Consider the following 17,264-nt stretch of genomic DNA (forward strand, 5'->3'; position numbering starts at 1 on the left):
AAGTGAAAAAGTGAGTTGCATTTGATAACTGCATGAGAAAACTATTGAAAATACAACTCACTTAATTCGTTTATTGGTTAGGCTGCTTTACAATTTTTGGATTGTTAGCCCTGATATTATCATCGATAAATGAATAATAGTTGCCCAATTGAAAATTGTTTGCACCTGTTACCAACGTTGGGAGAACAATTTTATACAACCATTTACCATCGTTCGGATTTCCGGGATTGAAATATTTATACGCCCATAGTCCGTATGGTTGAGTATTACGTTTTGTTGCTTTACCAATATTTGTAAGCAGATCACTTACTGTCATTTTTGTTCCATCCCAAACCTGGTGAGCGATTCTCCAACGTTTACGGTCAAACAATACATGACCTTCAAATGCAAGTTCCACACGGCGTTCGTGAACAATGCGATCGAATGTAATATCGCCAGCTGCTAAAGGTGTTGTTAATCCAGCTCTTGCACGCACCTGGTTCATGTACAACGCTGCTTCTGCTGCATTACCCAATTCGAAAGCTGCTTCTGCTGCATTCAACAATACTTCAGCATAACGATAGCGGATGAATGGCAATTCACTGTTTGTACCACGTGATCCCGAACCAATGGCTGGATCTAAATACTTGCGGAGATAAAAGCCACTTTGTGCTGTAAACTCTTTTGCATTAATAGGGCCATCGAAACCAACTACCTGGCGTAAACCTGTTGTACCGGGTAATACTTTTTGTTGACCCCTGTCATCACCACTTATGATTGAACCATCAGCCATTTGATAACCGTTCCAGATATCAACTGTGCGGCCTTTGAATGCAGTACCGGGCAACATTACTGTACCTGCAAGCCTTGCATCTCTTCCTGCAAACGGATCTGTTTGATTACTGTAAAAGATCGGATTACCACTACCATCTGCAATTGCAATTGGTGCAAATGTGTTGTTGAGCAATTCAAATTCCTGAACAAGGTTAAGTGATGGGTTGATACGCCCACCTTCTTCCTCTTCAGCGCCATAACGTGGTTGATTCCAACCGGTGAAATAATGCACTTTACCACTCTTGAGTTTAAAATCCTCAATGAAAATGGTTTCAGGATTATTTCCTTTATCGATAAAGATGTTTGCAAAGTTTTCTGACAGGTCAGGTTTCTTGTTGTACAATGCATAGGCACCTGCAGTTCCATTGATGATCTCTTTTGCAGCGTTCAATGCTTTTGTATAATAAGCTGAAGCCATACTTGCAGGAATACCTACTTCACCACCTGCTAAGGTTACCGTTGGCGTATTCACACCATATTTTGCAATTGATGCAGCATATAGTGCGGCCCTTGCCTCCATAGCTAAAGCAGCACCTTTTGTTGCTCTTGCGGCAGTTGTTGCGCTTGATTTGTTATCAACAGGCAGATCATTTTTAATAGCTTCTGCTTCTGCTATAACAAAATCATACATTTCTGATTCTTTCGATCTTGGGTAACGCAGGTTCTCTGCTTTACCACTGAAATCGTACACCAGTGATTTTAAGATAAGCGGCACACCACCCATTCTTTTTGTTATTTCGAAATAATAGTTGGCACGCAGGAAACGACCTTCAGCTTTAAACAATGCTTTGTCGGCAGCAGAAATTGCAGTTGATGCTTCTAAACGTTCAAGAAACAGGTTTAGTTCCCTAACATATGCATAGTCCCAGTTGCCCCATTCGCCAAAGCCCCAGCTATTACGTTGCACAATGTTTGCCCGGCCATTTTCTGAAGGAAAACTTTCACTGAAATCTGCCATCGATGCCCAATCTTTCAACGTAGAAATATCCACCTGGCGGTTATACAGATCGGCCAGTACTGAAAGTACATTCACAGAATTTGAAAAGGCAAGATCAGTGGAGATGATGGAAGTTGGTTGAACATCCAGGAATTCGCTGTCTTTTTTGCAACTCGCCACTGTAAGCATCGAAGCTGCACCTATATATAATAATGTTCTTTTCATTTAAGTAAGATTGAATAATAATTTAAAGAGTGATGTTTACACCAACGTTCACAAATTTGTTTTGCGGGAACTGAAGACCATTATCGTCATTCACTTCCGGATCGATGCTGAATTTCTTTACATTATCAATAGAGAAAAGGTTATAAGCATTAATGTAGAAACGTGCTTTCTTCACTATTTTTTGTTTTGACATTAAGGAAGCAGGCAGTGTGTATGCAAGTTCCAACGTACGGGCTCTTAAATAAGTAACATTATGTGCCCAGAATGTTGAGCTGCGGTTATAGTTACTATGACCACCTTCGTTGTAACGCAGTGCAGGATAACGACCGGGGATCCATGCACTGTTGCGATCATAAATATCAGCTCTGTGCCACCTGTCTTCAAAAATTTTATTTAAGTTACCATCATTCTGGAATGCCCAACGTGTTTCCCAGTTCTGGAACCAGGTGTAACCAGATGCACCAGAAAAGTCTGCATGAAATTCAATTCCTTTCCATGCCACTGCAACGTTAAACCCAAAGTTGATGTTTGGTTGTGCACCACCACCATAACCAATAGGACGAACATCAAAACCATCAATTTTATTATCACCATTCACATCTCTGTAGATCAAATCACCAGGCAATAAAGTTCTGTTACCTTGTCCATCAATATTAACGGGGTGATTATTGATTTGCTCTTGTGTTTGAAACTGGCCATCGATGATGTATCCCCAGTCAATACGCTTTAACCTGTTTTCACCGGAGTTGCGGTATTGATCCCATGAGTTAAAGAACGTTGGATTATAACTGTCAAGGAATTTAGAACGTGTATAAGAAAGATTACCTCCCACCTGGAATTGCACGTTCCCAAAATTGTCGTTATAACTTAACGACCCTTCAGAACCATATTGAGCATCGTTGTTCAGGTTTTCGTTAGGTAATGCATAACCAATTTCTACCGGGATCAATACATCTGTACGTACCCCTCTTAAACCCGTTCTTTTCCTGTAGAAATAATCAAATGAACCAGTGATCTTTCCTTTGAATAAAACAAAGTCAGCACCAACATCTGTGATCTTACTGACCAACCATGAAATGTTTGTGGTAGGTGCGCCACGATCTCTTGAACCAATAACAGGAACACCACCAAGAATACCAATGCCTTGGTTGTAGTTATAACCTGCGAGGTAACTATAAGCACCAAGACCAAGTGCCGAACCATCATCACCCAACTGGCCATAAGATGCACGGATTTTGAAATCAGTTAATATCCTGTTGCCGCCAAGAAGTTTCTGCATAAAGTCTTCATCTGTTAATCTCCAGCCTACAGACACACTTGGGAAGTAACCTACCCTTTTATCAGGAGCAAAGAGATAAGATGCATCTCTTCTTGCAGATAATTCAAGGAAGTATTTGCTTGCAAAGTTGTAGTTCAAGCGACCGATATAACCAATACGTGCCTGGCGATCGTCACTATCCTGGTATTGATCTGCCGTTGCAAAATAAATAAGTGGCAATGCGTTGGTTGTTGGCACAGAGTGAATCCAGTTACGTAAACGTTGGTTCTTGATACGCTCTGCAACGAATGTGGCTCCTACGTTATGACGACCAAAGCTGTTGTTATAGTTCGCTTGTAATTGAGAAGAGATATTGATCTGTTTGATCTGTTCTCTTTCTCTCCATGGATTGATACTGCCACCGGTTCTTGTATACGAAGAATCAGAAGGTTTGTATGTGTAAGTATCGTATGTATACTCATGGTTATTAAACAGGTAATCTGCAATATAATAAGAGTATAAACCCCGCACGCTTAAACCTTTTACAAACGGCACCTGGTATTCAACCGTTGCATTTGTTTGCATTACACGCCAATCGTTGTGAAACTTACCGGCATTTTTATAGTTGAGGTATGCCCAGTTTGTTTCGTTATGCTTAATATCGTTAAGGTATTCTGGATTATCATTTGCATATGGGCGCTCCAATGGAGTGTTGCGGAGAATGGCGAAACGAGCTAACCAATAGTCATCACCACCTGGTACACCAGGATTATCTCTTGTTTCAATTCTTCCATTGAGTGCAAGACCTATTTTAAGACCATTTGCAATTTGTGCAGTGATGTTCGATTGCAGGTTTGTTCTTCCGAATTTATACTCACGACCTAATACAGAGTTTTGATACAATCGTGTACCAGATACATAGTAATTAAGTTTATCAGTACCACCTGTAAAATTGATGTTCACAGAGTTTAACGGAGCATTCTTTTTAATAATGAAATCTCTCCAGTCGAAACTCTTGTTATAGCCAGGTAATGAACCGTCTTTCCATTTATCTAATTCAGCTTGAGTAATGGCTGTGCTGCCATAACGGTTTACTTCAGCTTCTGCACGATAACGCTGATAGTCGTATGAGTTAGTCAATACGTCTGTAAATCTCGACCAGTTTTGTACGCCAGTGTAAGCATTAATGTTGATGGTGTTGCCAGAGTTGCGACGACCTTGTTTTGTTGTAACCACCACAACACCGTTTGCAGCACGCACACCGTAGATAGCTGCTGATGCATCCTTCAGGATAGTAATGCTTTCAATATCATTTGGTGCAAGGTTGTTAAACTGTCCTGCATCCTGTTGAATACCGTCAATAACATATAGCGGATCGCCCATGTTACGTATCTGGATGTTTGCACTTGCACCGGGACGACCATCAGGCATTTTAAATGTAACACCAGGCAACTTACCTGCGAGCCCGGAGCTTACAGTAGAACCGCCGTGTACACGATCCATATCTTTTGCAGTAATAGAAGAAATAGCACCGGTTAATGATTCTTTTCGTTTAGTACCATAACCAATCACCACAACCTCTTCCATACTCACCTTTTGTTGTTCAAGTGAAATAGTAAGACTTGTTTGATTTCCAACCGGCACTTCCAATGGTGTATAACCAACAGAAGTGATCACCAACACAGCTCTGTTGTTGGCTACAGTAAGTGTAAACTTTCCTTCTGCATTTGTAGTTGTGGCATTCTTTTTCCCTTTCTCTGAAACAGTCGATTGTGGAATAGCCGCACCAGTACTATCCCTTACAATACCCGATACTGTAACAGCCTCCTGTGCAAATGCACTGCAGAAGGCGAAAAGACTGAAGAATGTAAAAAGAAGGAATTTTTGTTTTTGCCTGAAGTTTATTGCAGTGTGGGCAATAAAAGGCATGATGCGTTTTTTGAAAAAACTCATACGGCAAGTAGTTATTAGTTAATAATGGTAAATCGCTATGAACTTAATTTGGCATTACAGCTACTTTAATTTCATTGTGTAAATTAAAACCATGTTTTCCCGACAGGTCATTCCACGTGTTTCATAATTTTTTCAAATTGTTTCATTTATTTTTAACAAATGTTACAGCAGTGTCTTGCCTCCTAAGCGGTGCAACCATATAAACTAACTACGCTATTGAAACAAACGAAACATATTTTATTAACGCTGCAGATTGTTACGGCTATCTTGCTTTTTTCATTTGAAGGAAACGCACAATCATATTCTTTCAGGCATTACCAGGTTGAAAACGGCCTTTCGCATAACATGGTTTTTTGCAGTGCACAGGATTCAACAGGTTTTCTCTGGTTTGGTACAAAAGACGGATTGAATCGTTTTGATGGCTACCAGTTTAAACATTACAATGTTCAAAACAAAGGCAACAGTATTATGCCTGCAATTGTAAATTGTCTCGAAGTTGATAAGCAAAACAAATTATGGGTTGGTACACAACGTGGCATTTATACATTCGATAGGGAAAAAGAAATCCTAGTACCTTTTATTGATACACTGGAAGTGATCAATGCTGTTTCTTTTGATAAACAAGGTCAGCTTTGGTTTATAGCTGCAGGTGTTTTGCATAAGTATAATTTCAAGGATAAACGGCTCACGAAGTTTGCTGAAGCTGATTATTTTCTTGCATCATCCATTTGTTTTACTCCCAATGGTGATGTGTGGGTTTCTTCAGTAAATGGTTACTTACATCGGTATAATCCATCAGCGAACAGCTTTACAGCGTTCAATATGTTTTCGCATTCGCCCTCTCCTTCCTCAACCTGGATACCAAAAATTCATTTTAATGGAAGAAATGGAATTTATGTTGGCACATCCATACAGGGATTAAAGGAATTTGATCTCGAAACACTTACTTACAAAGACATACTTACTTACAATCCTGATCGTACCGCTGTATTTGTGCGTGATATTGAACAACACACGCCCGATGAATTCTGGATAGGAACTGAATCGGGAATTTTTATTCTCAACACAAAAACAAACGAATACATCAACCTCAAGAAAAAATTTCTTGATGTGTATTCGCTTTCTGATAATGCGATTTATTCAATTTGTAAAGATCGTGAAGGCGGCATGTGGGCAGGCACCTATTTTGGTGGCATCAATTACTATTCAAAACAGAATACCGTTTTCCAGAAATTTTTTCCTGATCATTCTGCGACAGCCATCAGTGGAAATGTAGTGCGTGAAATATGCGAAGACAATAAAGGCAACTTGTGGCTGGGAACTGAGGATGCAGGTTTGAACAAACTTAATCCGGCTACGGGCGTTATTACGCAATTTCAACCGTCGGGCAAAAGCACCGACATTGCGTATAGTAATATTCATGGACTGTTGTTAAATGGAAACGAATTATGGATCGGCACATTTGACCATGGTCTTGATATCATGGATCTGAGAACGGAGAAAGTGATCAAAAGATATGGCTATGGTTCAGGCAGCCGTGATTTGAAAAGCAACTTTGTTGTAAGCATGCTGAAGAGCAAGGATGGAACTATTTATATCGGTTCGAGCAATTCATTATTCACTTATAATGAAAAAGACAAAGCATTCGATCTGTTAAATGAAGTTCCCTTCAATACATTTATATCCTCCCTCATGGAAGCAAGCGACAATACAATTTGGGTGGGCACACATCAACGTGGTGTTTATTATTTCAACAAGCGAACCGGTGAAAGAGGTCACATCGAAAACAATTCAAACAACAGTAGAAATTTACCTAACAATATTGTAAATGCACTTACGGAGGATAGCGATCACAATATCTGGATTGCAACAGATGGGGGCGGTTTGTCAAAGCTCAATAAAAACAAAACAAAACTTACTTACTACAACACAAGTAACGGATTGCCCAGCAATTTTATTTTTAAAGTGCTTGAGGATAATAGTCGTAATATCTGGATTACTACCAGTCGTGGACTTGTACACCTGAACCCTTCCACATCAAAAATTACAGTGTATACAAAGGACAATGGATTGCTCAACGATCAGTTTAATTATAATTCAGGATTTAAAGACAGCACAGGTGCCATTTATTTTGGAAGCGTTAAAGGAATGATTCGTTTCCATCCTGATGATTTTGATAATGCTTCACGCATTGCACCAGTGTATATCACAGGTTTCCAGGTGCAGAATGAAGAGCAGGTTGTTGGCGCAAAGAATTCTTTCCTGGAAAAATCGATCCTGTTGACAAAAGAAATTGTATTGCCACATGACCGTTCTTCGTTCAGCATTGACTTTGCTTCGCTGAGTTATACTTCACCTGAAATGACTGAGTACAGTTACTTAATGAAGGGCGCCGATGAAACCTGGACCACCATTAAACCGAATCGTAAAGTTTATTTCAGTAATCTCTCACCCGGTAGTTATACATTCCAGGTAAAAGCATCTGTTGACAGTACGTTCACTACAGAGATAAAAGAATTGAAAATAAAAATTCTTCCACCCTTTTGGGCGACAAGGATAGCCTATATTATTTACTTCATTCTGTTTGCTTGTTTGCTTTATTATCTATTTCACATCTATCACATTTATAACGAAAGCAAAAAACGCAAAGAGATCTATGAAGCCAAGATCGATTTCTTTACCAATGTGGCACATGAAATAAAAACACCACTTACGCTTATAAAAGGACCTGTGGAAAACCTGATGGAGAAAGTAGATGAGATACCGGTTATTAAAGACGACCTGTTTATGATGAACCGCAATACCAACAGGCTGGTTGCTTTGATAACACAAATACTAGATTTCAGGAAAACCGAAACAAATTCGTTCAGGCTCGATTTTTCGAAAGTAAACATTACTGAACTCCTGAAAGATACCTATACTGATTTTGCAGCCGTTGCTAAAAAAAGAAACCTCCACTACAGCATCGAATTGCCGGAGAGTGATGTGTATCTTTATGCCGACGAAGAAGCATTGAACAAAATATTTTCAAATCTTGTTGACAACGCTGTGAAATATGCTTCACAAAAAGTGTTCATCCGTTTACTTCCACAGGAGAATAGCAAAACAGAATTGTCGGTTGAAATAGAAAACGACGGGCTTGCAATACCCGATGATATGAAGGAAAAAATATTTGAGCCTTTTGTACGATTAAAGGAAACGCAAAAAAGACAAGGCACTGGTATAGGACTGGCACTGGCAAAATCACTAACTGAATTACACAAAGGAAAACTCTTCTTGCGCACTTCAGCGGAAGAGCACAATATCTTTGTTGTTACCTTGCCCCTGGAAAATACTGCAAGCTGACTTTAACTTAATAACGAATAATATGTTGCCTCCCATTTTAGTTGTGGATGATAATGAAGAAATTTTAGACTTGCTTGAACGTTCGCTCAACAACAAGTACACTGTGTTGAAAGCTGAAGATGGTGAACAGGCATTATCTATTCTTAGTAAAGAAGCTGTTAACCTTGTCATAAGTGATGTAATGATGCCAGGCATTGATGGTTTTGAACTCTGCAAACGAATTAAATCCAATTTCGAATATTCACATATACCAGTGATTTTGCTCACAGCAAAAAATACTATTCAATCAAAGGTAGAAGGATTGGAGCTTGGAGCTGATGCCTATATCGAAAAACCTTTTTCAAAAGAACATTTACATGCACAGATCGCAAGTCTTATTGCAAACAGGAATATGATCCGTGATTTTTTTGCCAGTTCACCATTAGTACATATTAGAAGCAATGAACATTCAAAGGCAGATGAACGATTTTTGGAAGAATTGAATACTGCTATCTCCAGCAACATTGACGATGTTGATCTTGACGTAAACAAACTGGCTAAGATCATGAACATGAGCCGTATTACGCTTTATAGAAAGATAAAAGCCGTATCGGTATTAACACCTATTGAGCTCATTAACATTACAAGATTGAAAAAGGCAGCTGAATTATTGGCTGAAGGTCAGTACAAGATCTATGAGATATCTTACATGGTGGGCTTTAGTTCACAAAGCAATTTCTCCCGCAACTTTCAAAAGCATTTTAATTTAACGCCGAGAGATTATGTAACCTCAAAGCAGGCAGAAAGAAATAAACATTAGGTTTAATGCTTCGTGGCGATTTCTTTTTTCAGAAAATAGAAACTCTTCTTGTCTGCAACAGAAATATCAATGCCTGTCTTTTTATTCTTCTTAAAGCGAACTTTAATTATCGCTGTTCGTCTGGGCGCTGTAGTACTGTCGTTGAAATGCGTGTGAAGCACATACAGCAGGTTTCCTTTTTTGTCTTTAAAAAAATCTCCATGTCCGGTGCCATTTATTCCCAACAAATGCCTGCTGATGATCGGACTATCACTGCTTTTTTTCCATGGCCCATATGGTGAAGTGGCAGTAGCATAACCGACCGCATAATCGGGATTTCGAAAATCATTTGCAGTATAAAACATATAATACAGGCCCTTATGCTTAATAACTGTTGGGCCTTCTGTAACTGACCAGGGAACATTCTTTGTATTTTCCCACTGCTCAGATGCAGCAATACATTCTTTAACCGTTGATGGTTTAATAGCAGAAAGATCATCTTCCATTTCAGCAACAAAAATGCGATTGCCGTTTGTAAGACGCACATGATAGAGATATTTCTTGCCATCATCATCAACAAACAAATAAGGATCGATCTGTTTTACCGGTGCATCTAATTGCTTTTTGTTCTCTTGTTTAAATGGCCCGGCAGGGTGTATTGATCTTGCAATGGCAATGTTTTCATTGGCAACATAGGCCATGTAAAAACTATCTTTCTGTTGAAACACTTGTGGTGCCCAAAAACCTGACCTGCCAAATGCTTCACTCTTCTTTAATGCATAACCTTCTTGTGAAGTTGATTTTTTCCAATTCCTAAGATCTTTTGAGAAGTACACAACAAAACCATTATTCGAGTTTTCTTCTGTTGTACCATAGAGATAATACAGACCGTTGTAATTGAATATGCATGGATCGGCAAAGTAAATTGCAGTTGGATCTTTTACTGGCTGTTGTGCAACAGCAAATGAAAAATGAACTGTGAGAAAAGATACCAACAAAAGCAAGCGGGTGAAAAGGTGCATCATAAGTTTAATCAGCTATTTAGCAATTGCGGTTTTTCTTTGTACACTTTCCACAAAAATTCACCGAAAATGGTATTGGCCCATGCAAACCACGAACGTGTGAATTTCTTTGAATCATCCTTGTGAAATGCTTCGTGCATAAAACCGGTATCGCCATGCGATTGCTGCAACATGTCGACACATGCTTTGATTTCTTTTTCGTTTGAGCTCGTGAGGCCACGCATCACAATGCTCAATGGCCAGATCATATCCACACCCACATGCGGACCACCAATGCCCTCGCCTGCTTTTCCTTTAAAGAAAAAAGGATTGTATTCGCTCAGCAACAATTTTTTTGTGTTGATGTATACCGGATCGTTTGCAGCAACTGCTCCCAGGTAAGGCAACGACAAAAGACTCGGCACATTTGCATCGTCCATAATATTGAAACTGCCATAACCATTTACTTCGTACGCATACACTTTACCAAATTGCGGATGTGTAACAATGCCGTATTGCTTTATGGCTGTTTCCACTTCTGTTGCTAATGCTGTACATTCTTTTGCAAAAGCAGCGTCTTTATAAGCAGATGTAAAAATTTCGGCCATTTGTTTTAGGCTCACCACTGCAAAAAAGTTGGCAGGTATAAACAACGGGTAAATGGTTGCATCATCACTTGGCCGGAACATGGAGAAGATCAACCCAACTGGTTTTGCAGGATAACCATAACCACCCAGCGGCACACCATCGGTTGCCCAACTTGTTCTGCGTTCGAACTTGTACGGGCCTTTTCCTGTTTTACGTTGTTGTTCTTTAAATGTTTTTACAATCAAATGTGCAGCTTTATTCCAGCTTTCATCAAATACACTTGCATCGTTGGTTGCTTTCCAGTATTTGTAAGCTAACCGTACAGGGTAACATAGACTGTCGATCTCCCATTTGCGCTCATGAATACCGGGTTTCATTTCGGTATGATCGGTCTTCCACTCGCCTTGTTTTGTTTCATCGTTGTAAAATGCATTGGCGTATGGATCTTTGTTGATGCAAAACGCCTGCCTGTTAATTACACCGGCGATCAACTGTTGCAATGCTTTATCTTCTTTTACAAACGGAAGATAAGGCGATACCTGCGCTGTACTGTCACGCAACCACATGGCATCAATATCACCGGTGATCACATACGTATTTGGTCGACCATTTTTTGAGCTGTGATAAACAGTCGTATCTAATGTATTGGGGAAACAGTTGTTAAACAACCAGGTCAGCTCTTTGTTTTTTACGTTCGCTGAAAACTCTGCAATAGCTTTTTCAATAGCTGCACTTTGAAAATGACGTTTGTCTGCTGCTACACGTACAATGGGATATTCAACTCCGTTATTTGCAAAAGAAAAAGAAGGATGCAATAAAACACCTGCACCTGCAATACTCGTGTTTCGTATAAATTGTTTTCTGTTCATAGTTGTTATTTTGATAAAGAGAACGGCTTACTGTTATCGGCTGTGCCTCTTTTAAATTCGGGTTGACTGTTCATAACAAACTGCAATGTACCGCCATTCATTATATCTGCATACGTGAGCCAGTTCTGATCGAACGTTTTTCCATTGAGTGTTGCAGATTGAATGTAAATATTTTCTTTGCTGTTATTTTTTGCTTCGATCACAAACTGTTTTCCATTCTCCAACGTGATCGTTGTTTTCTGAAACACCGGACTACCCATTACATATTGATCCGTTCCTGGGCACACACTGTAAAAACCTAAGGCACTTAAAACATACCACGACGATGTTTGCCCTTGATCCTCATCGCCGGGATACCCATTCTCTGTTGAGTTGTACAATTTCTCCATTACATTTCTTGCATGGTATTGTGCTTTCCACGGCTCACCGCTGTAGTTATACAAATAAACCATGTGCTGTATCGGTTGATTACCGTGTGCATACTGTCCCATGTTGGCCATTACCATCTCTGTCATCTCATGGATCATGCCACCGTAAGTTCCAACCTTTACTGTATTAGGAACAGAGAAAACAGAATCAAGTTTTGTATTGAATTGTTTGTTACCGCCCATTAATTTGATCAAGCCTTGCACATCGTGAAAAACAGACCATACCCAATGCCACGCATTTCCTTCAGTAAAAGGCCCGCCCCATTCTACCGGATCGAAATTGGGAGCCCATTCTCCATTCGCTTTTCGTCCACGCATAAAACCTGTTGAAGCATCGTACACATTTTTATAGTTGTACATCTGTCTTGCAAAAATGCTTTGATAAAATTCGTTGCCTGTTGCTTTCGCTAACTGGTAGCCACAAAAATCATCATACGCATATTCCAATGTCTTTGCTGTTGCCTCACGCACTTCCGGATAAGGTGCATAACCTAATTGATAATATTGTTTCCAACCATCTCTTCCGTTGGCAGGTCCCCACGGACCTTTATTTGTTGCTTCGTTGAGATAAGCTTTTAATGCACGTTGCGGATCGAATGTGCGGATGCCTTTTGCCCATGCATCAGCCAATAACGAAATTGCATGATTGCCGATCATACTTCCACCTTCGCCTGGAAAACTCCACGATGGCAACCAGCCACATTGTTCCTGCGCATCGAGCAATGCCTGCATGTAGCGGCCATGCATTGTGGGATACATCAATGCATTCAAAGGAAACTGTGCACGAAATGTATCCCAGAAACCGGTATCGGTAAACATGTACCCTTTGTGAATTTTTCCGTCGTACGGACTAAAATAATATGGGTTACCATCTTTATCGTATTCATAAAACTGTCTTGCAAACAAACTCGCTCTGAAGAAGCAGGAATAAAAAGTTGCTTTCTGTTCTTCTGTTCCACCTTCAACCAAAATACGACCGAGATGTTTGTTCCATATTGCTGCAGCAGCTGCTTTGGTATCGTCTAACGTTTTGTGTGCACTTAATTCGCTGTTGAGATTATGAGCAGCCTGTTCGGGGCTGATGTACGATGATGCTGTTTTCACCTGCACCACTACGCCTTTTTTGAATTCGATGTATGCACCAATGCCACCGCCTTCACCTTCTGTTTTAGCAGCACTGATGCTGTTATTACGATTTTCCCATGTGCCATAATCTACAAAAGGCTCATCGAAATGAATTTCGAAATAATTTTTAATGAGACTGCCTTTGTTGTTCTTGTTATTACTTACATAACCGGTGATCTTTTGTTCTTTCGGCCATATCTTAATTCCGCTGAAACCGGTGTAACCATCCAGCACCAGGTAACTCGCTCCTGTTTTTGGAAAACGAAAACGCAAATGTGCGCCACGTTCTGTTGGCGACATTTCTGCAACAATACCATTATCGAGTTTTACTTTGTAATAATGTGGCTTTGCAATTTCATTTTCATGTTTAAATCCAGTTGCACGTTCATCTTCATTTACAATCAACTTTCCTGTAACCGGCATAAACGAAAACACACAATAGTCGGTTGTCCACGAACTGCATTGATGCGCTTGCTGAAAACCACGAATAGTTGTTTTGAAAAACTGGTACTTCCATCCATCGCCGTTCTTACCTGTTTGCGGCGTCCATGTATGCATAGCAAAAGGAAATGCAGTGGTTGGATACGTATTGCCCCTTGTTAATTCATGTTTTGAATTGGTGCCTTGCAATGTGTTTACATAATTCACCAGTTCTTTTTGTTGTGCTGTTGCACAAACTGCCATAACATGTACAAGGAGTATTAAGAAAAAACGATCAGCGCTCATCGTTGCTAATTTAATGATGACTTTTAGTTAGAATACCTTTCTGTTGGAGCCATGCAAAGCGTGCAAGTATTTCCAACATGCCGCCATGTTCTACAAGATCAAGCAAATGATCCTTCTGAAAAAGTCCTTGCCCGTTCCTGTTGTTGGAAAGTGCGTGATCTAAACATTGCTGAAAACCTTTGATATACTTTGTGTCTTTATTATACTTTAATAAATGCTGATAACCCCGCAGCAACACCGCATTGAACCAGTAGTTGTCTTTGAATTTTCCGCTACCATAAAAGAAACCGAGCGAACTGTCTGCAATAGCAGTTGCTTCCTGCAAATACTTTTTATCACCCGTACATTCATACAAATAAATACTTGACTGCAGCATCGTACCCGTGTTGTAAGAAAAAGTCCATGTGGTGATCTTGCGATTTTTCACACTCATGTTATCATAATACAAACCCGATGGCGCTTTCAGTGTTTTGTTTACCCAGTTGTATAACAACAGCGCTGTATCGAGATACGTTTTTTGTTTTGTTGCCTGGTATAATTGAAGCGCCAGAATAATTCCCGGCCCATTAGAGCAGGTGTTCTTCGATACTTTCTTGTTTTCCTGCCAATACAAACCACCGGTGAGTACAGTATCGAAGCCCGTCATCATGTAGGTATAAATTTCTTTGCCAATGTTGAGGTGTTGCAGTTCTTTGTTTATGCTATAAGCATCCATCGATGTAATACCGATCCACTGGTTATCATCATAAAATCGATCCCCACCTTTTAATTTCATGATGTATGATGCATAGCCGGGAGCCGGTGGTGCAGGATCGTAATAATCACGAATAATGCGTGACATGGGATGCATGAGATCAGTACCCTTCTCAATCTTTTCAATTTCATGCACTGCCTGGTACATGGCACAGATGGGCCAGAGATACGAATAAGCATTATCGTTTGGCTTAGGCGACACCACTTCCTTGTAATACCCTGCTGTACTATCGTAAAAGTTCTTTTTAATAGCAGCCTGCAGCTGCTTCATTTCTTTGTAATAGTTACTTTCCTGTGCAGGCAAAGATTGGTTAATGAAAAAAGCAAGAGTGAGAGAAAGAATCAAATAGTTCTTCATCATGATAAATTTTCTAGAAGCAAACTAATAAGAAAAAGTGTATGGCCGACAACATCAATACTTAACCAAATGTTATTGACGATGCATCAGCCTTACACTTCCTTACGTTATAAAACACGCCAGTGACTATTATTGCTTGCTCATGGAACCTTTCATATCCAGGTTAATTTTGTATAATTGCTGATGCAGTTGAAAAAGTTTGTCAACAGGCATTTTTATTTGTTTACGGTCATAAGTTAAAATGCCGTTGGTTTCAACTTCCACATCGGTTGTTTGGGTGTACACTGCTGCAGACAATCCTTTTTTGATAAGTGCAGGGATACGATTTACAAACTCAGCATACCTGTTCCATAACTCGGTATTGTTTTTAAAACTCTGGTAGCCCCAGTTATTTTTTTCCTGCCATGTATGATTCTCAACCGGCAAACCTAAACCACCGAACTCACCAAGCACCAACACAGTTGTTTTACCAAACATATCAGGATGTGGCATTAAGGGCTCAGGATAATTGTGCAGATCGGTTATATGTCCCACATCTTCAAAGTTGCCACCACTTGCAGTGTTCACTAAACGTGAAGGATCTTTTTGCATCGTCCATTCAACGATTTCTTTTGTTTTAAATTGACCCCATGCTTCGTTGAAGGGAACCCAAACCACAATGCTTTGGAAATTGTGCAGGTCCTGCATGATCTCTGTCCACTCTGTACGGAAGATCGATTCTGATTCTGCAGTACGTTGCTTATCACTTGCACGTCCGTAAATGCCGGGACGACTTTCCCAACGATTACCAAGATCACCACTAGGCATATCCTGCCACACTAACATTCCCATCAGGTCACAATAGTAATACCAACGTGCAGGTTCAACTTTCACATGTTTGCGGATCATGTTAAAGCCCATCTCTTTTGTTTTTTCAATATCGAATTTAAGGGCTTCATCAGTTGGTGCAGTATATAAACCATCAGGCCACCATCCCTGGTCAAGAGGGCCGTATTGAAATACAAACTGATCGTTTAGTAACATACGTTGCATGCCACTTGCATCAGCCTTCATAGAAATTTTGCGCATGGCAAAATAACTTGTTGCTTCATCAATGGCTTTCCCCTTGCGAAGAATCGTATACTTTAAATTATAGAGAAAAGGATTTGTTGTTGACCATAACTTAGGATTAGCAACAGCCAATATAGCTTCGCCATTTGTAACTGTTTGCTCAGCTATTTTTGTTGTACCGTCCCATGCACTCACAACAAGCTGATCGCCGGGTTGCATATTCTCCAGCTTTGCAGTTACATGCAATGATTTTCGATCGACATCAGGCGTTTGTTTTGTTTCAGCAATATAAGTTGAAGAAACAGTTTCGGCCCAAACTGTTTGCCAGATGCCTGTTACCGGTGTATACCAGATGCCATGCGGATTTTTCACCTGCTTACCTCTTGGCTGAGGACCTTCATCACTCGGATCCCAAACACGAACAGCAATATCCTGCTTTTTGCCTTTCTTTAATGCAGATGTGATATCAAATGAAAACGGGTCGTATCCACCTTTGTGTGTGCCCACCTCTTTTCCATTTACAAAGACAGTGCACTCCCAATCCACAGCACCAAAGTGTAACAATACATTTTTATTTTTTGTTGACGTGATCGTTACTGTTCGTTTATACCAAAGCACGCTGTCTTTTCCCACTGTTTTACCAACCCCTGATAATGACGATTCAACAGCAAACGGAACAAGAATATTTCCTTGTGATGCTGCAGGAATGCTTTGCTCTGTTTTTGGCAGAATAGCGTAATCCCACATCCCGTTAAGATTTGTCCAGTTAGTTCTAACGAGTTGTGGTCGTGGATAATCAGGTAATGTATTAGCAGGATTTACTTTGTCAGCCCATGGAGAGCTGATCTTTCCGGGAACTATTTTCCATTGCTGGGCATAGGTAAAATGCGCAGAAAGAAATAAAAGGATGGCAAGCGATTTTTTCATAATCAAAAAATGTGTGAAATAAAGTTAAGCGATCAAACAATGCAGATCTATCGACTGCAAAATACCCGCATCAATGTTTCTCAATTATCTCAAATGTTTCTAAAGTTTGTAAATGTGTTTCATCAAAGGT

The 17,264-nt window shown here is 40.0% G+C and carries 9 protein-coding genes; 2 read left to right on the top strand and 7 right to left on the bottom strand.

Features of this window, described 5'->3' with window-relative positions:
* Positions 1 to 70: 70 nt before the first annotated feature.
* Together ACO1QW_RS10335 and ACO1QW_RS10340 are read right to left on the bottom strand one after the other, a co-directional pair.
* The gene (locus tag ACO1QW_RS10335) at positions 71 to 1,975 is read right to left on the bottom strand and encodes a RagB/SusD family nutrient uptake outer membrane protein (protein WP_486258200.1); all 1,905 of its coding nucleotides are present in this window, start codon (positions 1,973 to 1,975) and stop codon (positions 71 to 73) included.
* Between the two features lie 22 nt (positions 1,976 to 1,997).
* Positions 1,998 to 5,186 carry a SusC/RagA family TonB-linked outer membrane protein gene (locus ACO1QW_RS10340; RefSeq protein WP_486258202.1) on the bottom strand — a complete coding sequence of 1,063 codons (3,189 nt, stop codon included), beginning with the start codon at positions 5,184 to 5,186 and terminating at the stop codon, positions 1,998 to 2,000.
* 216 nt (positions 5,187 to 5,402) lie between these two features.
* Between ACO1QW_RS10340 and ACO1QW_RS10345 the strand changes: the two genes are divergently transcribed.
* Both ACO1QW_RS10345 and ACO1QW_RS10350 read left to right on the top strand, forming a co-directional pair.
* Positions 5,403 to 8,531 carry a ligand-binding sensor domain-containing protein gene (locus tag ACO1QW_RS10345; RefSeq protein WP_486258204.1) on the top strand — a complete coding sequence of 1,043 codons (3,129 nt, stop codon included), beginning with the start codon at positions 5,403 to 5,405 and terminating at the stop codon, positions 8,529 to 8,531.
* Positions 8,532 to 8,553: 22 nt separating this feature from the next.
* Positions 8,554 to 9,330 carry a response regulator transcription factor gene (locus ACO1QW_RS10350; protein WP_486258206.1) on the top strand — a complete coding sequence of 259 codons (777 nt, stop codon included), beginning with the start codon at positions 8,554 to 8,556 and terminating at the stop codon, positions 9,328 to 9,330.
* Positions 9,331 to 9,332: 2 nt separating this feature from the next.
* On the opposite strand, the gene ACO1QW_RS10355 is transcribed toward ACO1QW_RS10350, so the two are convergent.
* The 5 genes from ACO1QW_RS10355 to ACO1QW_RS10375 all read right to left on the bottom strand — a co-directional run bounded on the left by ACO1QW_RS10355 (position 9,333) and on the right by ACO1QW_RS10375 (position 17,134).
* On the bottom strand, positions 9,333 to 10,334 hold the full coding sequence (locus tag ACO1QW_RS10355) for a glycoside hydrolase family 43 protein (RefSeq protein ID WP_486258208.1): 1,002 nt from the start codon (positions 10,332 to 10,334) through the stop codon (positions 9,333 to 9,335).
* An 8-nt stretch (positions 10,335 to 10,342) separates the two neighbouring features.
* On the bottom strand, positions 10,343 to 11,767 hold the full coding sequence (locus tag ACO1QW_RS10360) for a glycoside hydrolase family 125 protein (protein ID WP_486258210.1): 1,425 nt from the start codon (positions 11,765 to 11,767) through the stop codon (positions 10,343 to 10,345).
* A 5-nt stretch (positions 11,768 to 11,772) separates the two neighbouring features.
* Positions 11,773 to 14,046: a GH92 family glycosyl hydrolase gene (locus ACO1QW_RS10365; RefSeq protein WP_486258212.1), complete on the bottom strand. Its 2,274-nt coding sequence runs from the start codon at positions 14,044 to 14,046 to the stop codon at positions 11,773 to 11,775.
* Between the two features lie 10 nt (positions 14,047 to 14,056).
* Positions 14,057 to 15,157: a glycoside hydrolase family 76 protein gene (locus ACO1QW_RS10370; RefSeq protein ID WP_486258214.1), complete on the bottom strand. Its 1,101-nt coding sequence runs from the start codon at positions 15,155 to 15,157 to the stop codon at positions 14,057 to 14,059.
* Positions 15,158 to 15,286: 129 nt separating this feature from the next.
* On the bottom strand, positions 15,287 to 17,134 hold the full coding sequence (locus tag ACO1QW_RS10375; RefSeq protein ID WP_486258216.1) for a glycoside hydrolase family 2 protein: 1,848 nt from the start codon (positions 17,132 to 17,134) through the stop codon (positions 15,287 to 15,289).
* Positions 17,135 to 17,264: the final 130 nt, after the last annotated feature.

The sequence above is a fragment of the Lacibacter sp. genome (assembly GCF_057361365.1).

Excerpts from the sequence above, each read along its gene's own strand:
- ACO1QW_RS10365 (WP_486258212.1), bottom strand. The coding sequence starts at position 14,046 with ATGAGCGCTGATCGTTTTTTCTTAATACTCCTTGTACATGTTATGGCA.
- ACO1QW_RS10375 (WP_486258216.1), bottom strand. The coding sequence starts at position 17,134 with ATGAAAAAATCGCTTGCCATCCTTTTATTTCTTTCTGCGCATTTTACC.
- ACO1QW_RS10350 (WP_486258206.1), top strand. The coding sequence starts at position 8,554 with ATGTTGCCTCCCATTTTAGTTGTGGATGATAATGAAGAAATTTTAGAC.
- ACO1QW_RS10370 (WP_486258214.1), bottom strand. The coding sequence starts at position 15,157 with ATGAAGAACTATTTGATTCTTTCTCTCACTCTTGCTTTTTTCATTAAC.
- ACO1QW_RS10360 (WP_486258210.1), bottom strand. The coding sequence starts at position 11,767 with ATGAACAGAAAACAATTTATACGAAACACGAGTATTGCAGGTGCAGGT.
- ACO1QW_RS10335 (WP_486258200.1), bottom strand. The coding sequence starts at position 1,975 with ATGAAAAGAACATTATTATATATAGGTGCAGCTTCGATGCTTACAGTG.
- ACO1QW_RS10340 (WP_486258202.1), bottom strand. The coding sequence starts at position 5,186 with ATGAGTTTTTTCAAAAAACGCATCATGCCTTTTATTGCCCACACTGCA.
- ACO1QW_RS10355 (WP_486258208.1), bottom strand. The coding sequence starts at position 10,334 with ATGATGCACCTTTTCACCCGCTTGCTTTTGTTGGTATCTTTTCTCACA.